At 37.5% G+C, this 9,741-nt stretch carries 7 protein-coding genes; all 7 read left to right on the forward strand.

Annotated elements, in window-relative coordinates; all coding sequences use genetic code 11:
• Window positions 1-193 precede the first annotated feature (193 nt).
• A complete protein-coding gene (locus PLE34_RS16900; RefSeq protein ID WP_324558870.1) occupies window positions 194-850 on the forward strand; it encodes a hypothetical protein in 657 nt (218 codons plus the stop codon).
• Window positions 851-906: 56 nt separating this feature from the next.
• The gene (locus PLE34_RS16905; protein ID WP_324558872.1) at window positions 907-1,725 is read left to right on the forward strand and encodes a universal stress protein; all 819 of its coding nucleotides are present in this window, start codon (window positions 907-909) and stop codon (window positions 1,723-1,725) included.
• A 21-nt stretch (window positions 1,726-1,746) separates the two neighbouring features.
• Window positions 1,747-4,134 carry a phosphoenolpyruvate synthase gene (ppsA, locus tag PLE34_RS16910; RefSeq protein ID WP_324558874.1) on the forward strand — a complete coding sequence of 796 codons (2,388 nt, stop codon included), beginning with the start codon at window positions 1,747-1,749 and terminating at the stop codon, window positions 4,132-4,134.
• Window positions 4,135-4,850: 716 nt separating this feature from the next.
• Window positions 4,851-6,899, forward strand: a complete 2,049-nt coding sequence (locus PLE34_RS16915; RefSeq protein ID WP_324558875.1) for a sensor histidine kinase — start codon at window positions 4,851-4,853, stop codon at window positions 6,897-6,899.
• Entirely contained in the window at window positions 6,868-7,929 is a 1,062-nt protein-coding gene (locus PLE34_RS16920) for a response regulator (RefSeq protein ID WP_324558877.1), read from the forward strand. The genes PLE34_RS16915 and PLE34_RS16920 overlap by 32 nt, the downstream gene beginning before the upstream one ends.
• A 309-nt stretch (window positions 7,930-8,238) precedes the next feature.
• On the forward strand, window positions 8,239-8,745 hold the full coding sequence (locus tag PLE34_RS16925; protein WP_324558879.1) for a P-loop nucleotide/nucleoside kinase family protein: 507 nt from the start codon (window positions 8,239-8,241) through the stop codon (window positions 8,743-8,745).
• A partial coding sequence (locus PLE34_RS16930) for a hypothetical protein (protein ID WP_324558881.1) occupies window positions 8,726-9,741 on the forward strand: 1,016 nt, incomplete at its 3' end. The genes PLE34_RS16925 and PLE34_RS16930, both read left to right, overlap by 20 nt.

The raw sequence follows: 9,741 nt of genomic DNA on the forward strand, positions 1-9,741 counted from the left end.
GCGACAAATCATGGGCATGTGTTCCTTTGCAGGTACTATCACAGGTGCCAGGTGGTATTTTATGAAGATACATCTATAAAATTTGACTGGATGATGAGAAAGATAAATAATCTTCTTTTTCGCCGACGACAATCATTGTCATGTGGTTCACATGCGTATACCTCACACTTATACATAGTTAAAATAATTCGCTATGAAAAAAATAAATTGGCTGGTTATAGCCCTCTCGTTGATGGCGACAGGGTGCAGTACAACAAGGATCACTTCATCCTGGAAGGCAGAAAATATCATCCCTCAGCAATATAATAAGATAATGGTCCTGGGCCTGATCCGCGAATCTGACCGATCCCTGCAGGAAAAAATGGAAGCTCACCTTGCGGAAGATTTAAAGAGATTGGGATATAATGCCGTATCCTCTTTGGAGGAATATGGACCGAAGGCTTTTGATAAAATGGATGAGGACGCGGCTCTTGAAAAATTAAAAGATAGCGGAATTGATGCTGTTATTACCATTGTACTGCTCGACAAAGAAAAAGAGCGGAAGTATGTCGCTGGTAATATCTACTATTCTCCGTATGGGTATTATTATAATCGTTTTTGGGGATACCGGGGCGTGTTATACCACAGGATATATGAACCAGGCTATTATATTACCAATACTAAATATTTCTGGGAAAGCAATCTGTATGATATGGGCAATCAAAAGCTGGTGTACTCCGCACAAACACAGTCTTTTGATCCGGAGAATTCAGAAAGCATGGCGCATGAATATGGAAGAATGATTTTAAAAAACATGATAAAAGAAAATGTACTGGAGGATAGGATTATTCCAACCGGCAAGGCCTTTTAAATAATTTGAAATAATTGATAAAAAGTTCAATATTACCAAATCAAAAATAATTTTTTATGAAAACAATACTGGTGGCAACAGATTTTTCTCCGGCCGCTTTAAATGCTGCCAACTATGCCGCAGACATGGCTCTGGCAATTCATGCAGACATATTTTTACTGCATATATATCAAATGCCTGTTGGCTACGCCGAAGTGCCAGTAGCGGTGAATATAAATGATTTGATAAAAGATGCCGGCATGCAACTAAACCATATAAAAGATATCTTAATTAAAAGAACCGACGGCAAAATAAAAATTGCTGCTGAAGTAAGAGAGGGCGCATTTTTCCAGGAATTAAAAACGTTTTGTGAAAATATAAAACCTTATACTGTTATAATGGGTAGCCAGGGAACAACAGCGGCAGAGCGTTTGTTTTTTGGGAACCATACCGTGCGTGCAATGAAACGTTTGGAGTGGCCTTTAATTACGGTACCAAACGGTGCCAGGTATTCAGCGATTAAAAAAATTGGGTTGGCCTGTGACTTTAATAAAGTGGTGGATACAACACCGGTTGAAGAAATTAAAACACTGGTAAGCGATTTTAATGCTGAGCTACATGTGCTTAATACGGGGAAGAAAACTGAATTTGCTCCGGATACTGTTTTTGAATCAGCCCTGCTTCAGGAAATGATTGGTTCCTTAAACCCCAGTTACCATTTCATTACTAACGATAACACCGACGAGGGTATTATGGATTTTGCTGAAAAAAATAGCATTGACCTGCTATTGGTATTACCAAAGCGGCACAGCTTACTGGATAAATTAATTAGCAAGAGCCACACCAGGCAGTTGGTATTACATAGTCATGTTCCGGTGATGGCAATTCATCAATAGTCATTTTTTTAATACAATCTAATGAATTTGTACATAAAAAAGTTCAAAGAAATCAGCATAGCTGATATAGCGGCAGTGGGCGGCAAAAACGCTTCTCTGGGAGAAATGTTTTCCAAACTTTCTGGAAAAGGAATTTCAGTACCCGACGGATTTGCTACTACTGCTTATGCTTTTGAAGAATTTCTTACACAAAACTCATTGCATTCAAAACTGGATCATTTGATACGTCAATTGGATAGAAGCAATTATGAAAATCTTAACGAAACCGGTGCAAAAGCAAGGGAATTGATACTTGCTGGTGAATTATCTCAAAATCTTCAATCTTCGGTTGTGGCGGCGTATAAAGATTTGTGCGGCGAAAATGACTATGAAGTGGCCGTGAGAAGCAGCGCTACCGCTGAAGATTTACCACAGGCCAGTTTTGCGGGGCAACATGAAAGTTATCTGAATATCAAGGGAGAGACAGCTCTGCTGAATACAGTAAAAAAATGTTTCGCTTCTCTTTATACCGATAGAGCCATTAAATACAGGGAGGAAAACGGTTTTGCACATCAGAAAGTAGCGTTATCTGTAGGTGTTCAAAAAATGGTACGTTCGGATCAAGCTTCCTCCGGCGTCATTTTTACGCTGGAACCGGAATCCGGTTTTCGTGATATAATACACCTGAGCGGCGTATGGGGTTTGGGCGAAAATATTGTACAAGGAATAGTTACTCCCGACGAATTTTTGGTTTTTAAACCCACGCTACTGCAGGATAAAAATGCCATCATTCAAAAAAAATTAGGCACAAAAGCAAAAACCATGATTTATGGCATTGATAAAAATAAATCTATCATCAATACCGACACACCCAAAGAAAAAAAGGAGCTTTTTGTATTAACCGATGAAGAAATCAGGGAACTGGCTCATTGGGCTGTGATCATAGAAAACCATTATCAAAAACCAATGGATATTGAATGGGCAAAAGACGGCATCACTAATGAAATTTTTATCATCCAGGCAAGACCGGAAACAGTTCATTCACAAAAAAATCCTTTACTGGTAAAAGAATATAAATTATTGGATAAGGGAATTGCGCTGGTGCAGGGTGAAGCTATCGGTTCAAAAATAACCACTGGCGTGGCAAGGATTTTACAATCGCCTGATGAAGCGGACAACTTGCAGCCTGGTGAAATAATAGTTACAGACACTACCAGCCCCGATTGGGATCCGATACTGCAGAAGGCTTCGTCTATTATTACCAATAAAGGCGGCAGAACAAGCCATGCTTCTATAGTGGCAAGGGAAATGGGCGTACCCGCAATCGTAGGCTGCGGCGATGCTACCACTAAAATTGCCAATGGCGAAATGATCACGGTTTCCTGCAGTGAAGGAAGAAGAGGTTTTGTGTATAAAGGAAAACTAAATTTTAAAACCACAAATCTTGATTTTTCATCCATTAAAAAGCCAGACACTACTGAAGTAATGCTGATTGTCGGCGATCCGGGCAAAGCATTCGAACTATCGTTCTATCCAAACGATGGAGTCGGGCTGATGCGTATTGAATTTATCATTACGCATTCCGTACAAATTCACCCTATGGCATTGGTGAAATTTAATGAACTGAAAGATGCGGCAGTCAAACAAAAAATTGAGGAATTGACGCATCATTACCCTAACAAGGAAAAATATTTTGTAGATCAGCTTTCGCAGGGGGTAGCTACTATCGCGGCCGCTTTTTACCCCAAAGATGTTATTGTGAGAATGAGTGATTTTAAAACCAATGAATACGCCAACCTCATTGGTGGCAAGGATTTTGAGCCGCATGAAGAAAACCCAATGCTTGGGTTCCGCGGGGCTTCCAGGTATTATAACGAATTATATAAAGAAGGTTTCAGGCTCGAATGTGAAGCTATTAAGAAAGTAAGGGAGGATATGGGACTGGCGAATGTGAAGGTGATGATTCCTTTTTGCAGAACCATTGAGGAGGGGAATAAGGTAATCGCGGTAATGAAAAGATTTGGGTTGGAACAAGGCGTTAATAACCTTGAAATTTATGTGATGGCAGAAATACCCAGCAATGTGATATTGGCTGAAAAATTTGCTGCGATTTTTGACGGATTTTCCATTGGGTCAAACGACCTTACACAGCTTACCCTGGGTATAGACCGGGATTCCGCCATCGTAAGCAATTTGTTCAGCGAGATGAACGAAGCGCCTAAAGAAATGATTACCACCATGATTGCAAAATCTAAAAAGGCCGGGACAAAAATTGGTTTGTGCGGGCAGGCGCCGAGCGACTTTCCTGAATTTGCCAAATTTCTGGTGGAAGAAGGCATAGATAGTATTTCATTTAACCCTGACGCGATATGGAAAGGAATTGAAAATATCCGGAAAGCAGAAGAAATGCAAATAGGCCTTCGCTCATAATACTTTAGAATGAAATATTTCTTTAGATAAATTTAAGAAAAGATGATAGCATAGGATCTATAAAGCCCTGTATGCCTGATTTTAGATATATCAGAAAATAATTATTTCCCTGACGATATTATCTACTTTATTACCCCGTAGTATAAACGTTTTATATTTTCTTTTTTGCATGCCTAAGTTATAGCTGAAACATTTGATAACCGCAGCGTCAACGTTGCAATAGCAACAATGATGGCGATCAACCATAACAGGTAACATAACCGATCCTTTCAATGACTCTAAAAGCAGTGGTATTTCAATTTTTATAAAATTTTATCAGCTATTTATTCAGCACGCCTTTGAAAATTAAGATACTCATTCATCCAGGGCTTAAAATTATTTATGAAAAAAAGGGCCGGATAGAAATCCACCCTTGTTATAATCCAATATCCTATGAAAAACCGATGTAAAAATAATGGCTGATTTATTAATAATAAATATTCTTAGTTACCACTTCTACTGATTGAAATCAGTATTAATCGGTTAAAAAACCATGATTTAAATAAGCGGACGCTATCACCAAAGCCATACTGACGGTGGAAGATATATATTATCTTGCTTTAATGTGTTTCTGGTATTTGTTTAATAAGCTAATCAATTTCCAAGTGATTATAATTTTGTAAATTCGATGGTGCATCTTCGAAAGTTCTTAATAGGTAAGCTCAGAATCTTAAAAAATGTCGTACGACCTCTTAAATAATACTAAAAATTTAAGTCATTTTGAAGCTTTCTTTGAATATGCAACTATGGGCATTTTGGTTACTGACTGCCATGGCCGGATTATTACAATCAATCCTTTTGCTTTAAAAGAATTTGGATATTCAGAAGAAGAGTTGGTTGGGAAAACGATAGAGGTATTAATTCCTCAAAGATTTTATAACCACCATATTCATCATCGGGAAAAATACGCTGAAAACCCTCAAACCCGGCCGATGGGCCTGGGGATGGATTTGTTTGGTATAAGGAAGGATGGTGCAGAATTTCCTGTAGAAGTGAGCCTTGGCCATTACACAAGCAATGGCGGTAAATACATTGTAGCTTTCATTACCAATATTTCGATTCGTAAAGCAGCAGAGGCTGAAATTGAAAAACTGAATATCGAGCTTGGCACTATGGTAAGGCACCGGACAAGGGATTTGAGGGAAGCAATACAGCAATTGGAAAAATCAAAGGACAGGCTTGAAAATGTTTTGTTTTTTCAAAAAACATTATTGGATACTGCAGGCGCTATCATTATTGCTACTGATGAAAATGGAATTATCAAACTCTTTAATCCCGAAGCGGCCTGTAAACTCGGGTATAGCGAATCAGAGGTTATCGATAAAAAAACTCCCGTATTATTCCATACTAAAAAAGACATTGAAAGAAAAAGAAAGGAATTGCTGAACGTGTTTGGCATAAAAGTAAATAACAGCTTTGATGTATTGATAGAAAAAGCCAGGCGTAATATCCATGATGAAGAAGAATTCAATTATATAGCCAAAACCGGTGCTTCATTTCCTGTTTCATTAACCATTACGGCCCTAAGAAGCATAAAAGGAAATATTACCGGGTATGTTGGCATTGCCATTGACATATCGGAGAGAATAAAAGCTGAAAAAGAATTAAAAAAAGTACAGCGCCTATTTTTACAATTATTGCATAATTATCCCGATGGCCTTATCAGCATTATTGATAAAAACTACAATTTCGTTTATACAGGAGGCGAACTGCATAAACGCCTTCATTCAGATATCGCGGAATTGATAGGTAAAGAAATGTATCCGCGGTTTCCCGAACCTTTGCGCAAGATTATTTTTGTAAAGCTGGAAAATGTATTTCAGAATAAAGCGCTTATTTCTGATTTCGAACTTCCCTATCCTATTGTAAACCACACGTATATAATGGATGCTTTCCCATTAATAGAAGAGGATGGTTCGATAAATAATATTGGTGTTATTATTAAAAACATTTCCAGATTAAAAAAAGCGGAAGGAGATTTGCGTGAAGCGCTTAAAATAGAAAAACATTTAGGTGAATTAAAATCGCGGTTTGTGTCTATGGCTTCGCATGAATTTCGAACGCCTCTTAGTACGGTACTTTCATCAGCGTATTTGATAGAAAAATATACCTCTGGTGAAGACCAGCCAAAACGCGAAAAGCACCTGCAGCGCATTGTTTCATCGGTAAATATGCTTACAGACATTTTAAATGATTTTCTTAGTTTGAGCAAAATAGAAGAAGGGAAATTGCAGGCCAACTTTTCAGAATTTAACATAGAAGAAATGATGCATGCTACCCTGGAAGAAATTAAAAATAATCTGAAAAATAAGCAGCAAATCAATTATCGGCATAAAGGCAATCCAGGTGTCTTTTTGGATAAATCATTGCTAAAACACATCCTATTGAATTTGGTTTCCAATGCGAGCAAATTTTCTTCTGATACATCTGCGATAGATATAAAGACCAGCAATCAAAATGAAAAAATTATATTATCCGTAAAAGACAATGGAATAGGCATTTCGAAAGAAGACCAGCAACATTTAACGAAACGTTTTTTCCGCGGAAGCAATGCCGAAAATATACAGGGCACCGGCCTGGGATTACATATTATCTCCAAATACGCTGAAATGATGAATGGAAATATTGAATGCAGAAGTCAGCTTGAAAAAGGTACTGAATTTATAGTAACATTTAACGCTAAAAAATATCATCATGAAAAAAGTACTTTTAATAGAAGACAATGACAATGTTCGCGAGAATACTGCGGAAATACTTGAATTGTCCAACTATAAAGTCATTGTAGCGAAAAATGGTATGACCGGTGTTCAAAAGGCCCTTGAGCATTTACCGGATTTGATCATTTGCGATATTATGATGCCGGTGCTGGATGGCTACGGGGTGCTTCATGCCGTTCATAAAAATAATACAATAAAAAATACCCCTTTTATTTTCCTCACTGCCAAAGCCGAACGCGGCGATTTTCGTAAAGGAATGGAACTGGGCGCCGATGATTATATTACCAAACCCTTTAGCGGAACAGAGCTGTTAAATGCAGTAGACAGCCGGTTAAAAAAAATTGACCTGTTAAAACAAGAATTATCACCTGATATGGAAGGCCTGGAATATTTAATGCAGACATCGCTTGGAAAAGATCATTTGAGGCTACTCGCAGAAGACCGGAATATTAATAAGTATAAGAAAAAAGAAATTATTTATTCAAAAGGCAATCATCCAAACCGGCTTTATTGTATTTTAAAGGGAAAAGTAAAAACTTACAGGAGTAATGATAGTGGCAAGGAACTGGTTACAGAGCTTTTTTCTACAGGCGATTTCCTGGGTTACGTGGCGATGCTGGAAGGCGCCGTTTATAAAGACACTGCCGCAGCATTAGAAGAAACAGAACTGGCTATAATTCCACGTGAAGATTTTGACAAACTGATCAATACAAATAAAGAAGTAGCTCAAAAATTCATCAGGCTGCTTGCAAAAAACATTTCCGAAAGGGAAAATCATTTGGTAAATATCGCTTACAATTCACTACGTAAGAAGGTGGCTGATGCACTCTTAATGCTGCATAAAAAATACCCTCAAACTGTGGAAAATAATAATGCCATGATTATAAGCCGTGGAAGTCTCGCATCTATCGCGGGCACAGCCAAAGAGTCACTTATCCGAACACTCAGTGATTTTAGAAATGAAAAGCTCATTGATATAAAAGATGATGGAAGCATTCTTATTTTAAATTTAAAAAAACTTGAGCTTTTGCTAAATTGAAGGAATGCGTAACCAAACTATACCTGGCATAAGAAAATTAAATTTCGGGTAAAGCAAATTTCAAAAAAAATCCTTTATTGCTTTAATAATTACTATCACTAAATGGCGCCGCAGGTCCCAATCCATACACAAATAAAAACTTACCCGTTGCAGAACGCAAATGATGCTTTAAACGATCTTAGGCACGGGAAGGTTTACGGAGCTGCCGTGCTGGTAATGGATAACAAAAAATAAAGACGATAGGATCGGTTTTTTGAATGTATGCATTCAATTATGAATAAAAAGCAGGTTAAACATTAATGGCTTGATATGATTGTAATTGTTTTCGGTTTGCCCGGTTCAGGTAAAAGTTATTTCGCTTCAAGGCTTGCGAAAGTGATCAACGCTAACCATATTAACAGCGACAGGGTGAGGCAGGAAATTTTTAAGAAAAGGGCTTATTCTGATCAGGAGAAAAAGGCCGTATATGATACAATGCTTGAGCAAATGCAAGAATCCGTGCGGCAAAAAAAGAATGTAGTACTGGATGCTACTTTTCATAAAAAAGATATAAGGAAAATGTTTGTTGAGGAAATGAAAGACAAAGGCGGGATTTCCTTTATTGAAATACAGGCTGATGAAAATATAATCAGGGAAAGATTAAAAAACCCCAGGCCATATAGCGAGGCTGATTTTAAGGTTTATAAATTCATCAGTCAGCAGAATGAACCATTAAACGAATCTCATTTAATATTAAAGTCAACTGATGATAACATAAATGAAATGATCCAAAAAGCTGCAGAATACCTTAAAAAAAATGACAACAGCACAAATTAATAGCCTGTTATCCCGTGGAAAATTCCCTGAGAAAACCATCAGGCGGGAATTAATGGAAACACATATATCCTGGGTGATATTATGCGATCAGTTTGTATATAAAATTAAAAAGCCGGTACACTATTCTTTTCTCGATTTTTCCACTCCTGAACTTCGCAAGTATTTTTGCAATAGGGAAATAGAATTAAATAAGAGGCTTACCTACAATGTCTACCTCGAAGTGTTGCCGGTAGGTGAATGGCAGGAAAATATTGTTATAGGTGGAAAAGAAGGAACCATAATAGATTATGCTGTAAAAATGCATAAACTGGATACGGCAAAACGAATGGATAAATTATTAACTCAGCATGTTGTAACGGAATCTGATATAAAAAAACTGGCAGAGCAAATAGCTTTCTTCCATAAAAACACGACTATCATTTATCAAAAAAACTTATTGGATATCCAGGAAAAATTCAATGATCTGGAAGTAGAAAAAGAATTCCTGGCCAAACAAGCCGGCAGTAAATTCGACGTTATTATAGGCCGGGCTATTGAATTTTCCAATAAGTTTCTAAGCATTAATAAAGGGTTGATAGCAGACAGGCTGAGAAATGGATTTTACAGGGATGGCCATGGTGATTTACATTCGAGGAATATTTTTTTATTGCCGGATCCTGTGCCGTTTGATTGCATTGAATTCAATGACGATTTCCGGCAAATTGATGTTTTGAATGAAGTGGCATTCCTTTGCATGGATTTGGATGCGTTTGATCGCAAGGATTTGTCAACCTTGTTTCTCGAATATTATAATCATTTTTTCCCCGCTATGCAAACGGCAAATGAACGCGATCTCTTTATTTATTATAAAAGCTACCGGGCGAATATACGGGCAAAAGTAAACAGCTTACGTGCAAAAAGTGCAACAACAGCTGAAGAAAAAGCAAAGTCATTGATGGCCGCAAAGAAATATCTTTACCTGATGGAAAGTTATATAGAAGAACTGGGAACGACACA

Origin of the sequence: Agriterribacter sp. (genome assembly GCF_035445465.1) — a bacterium.
GTDB lineage: Bacteria > Bacteroidota > Bacteroidia > Chitinophagales > Chitinophagaceae > Agriterribacter.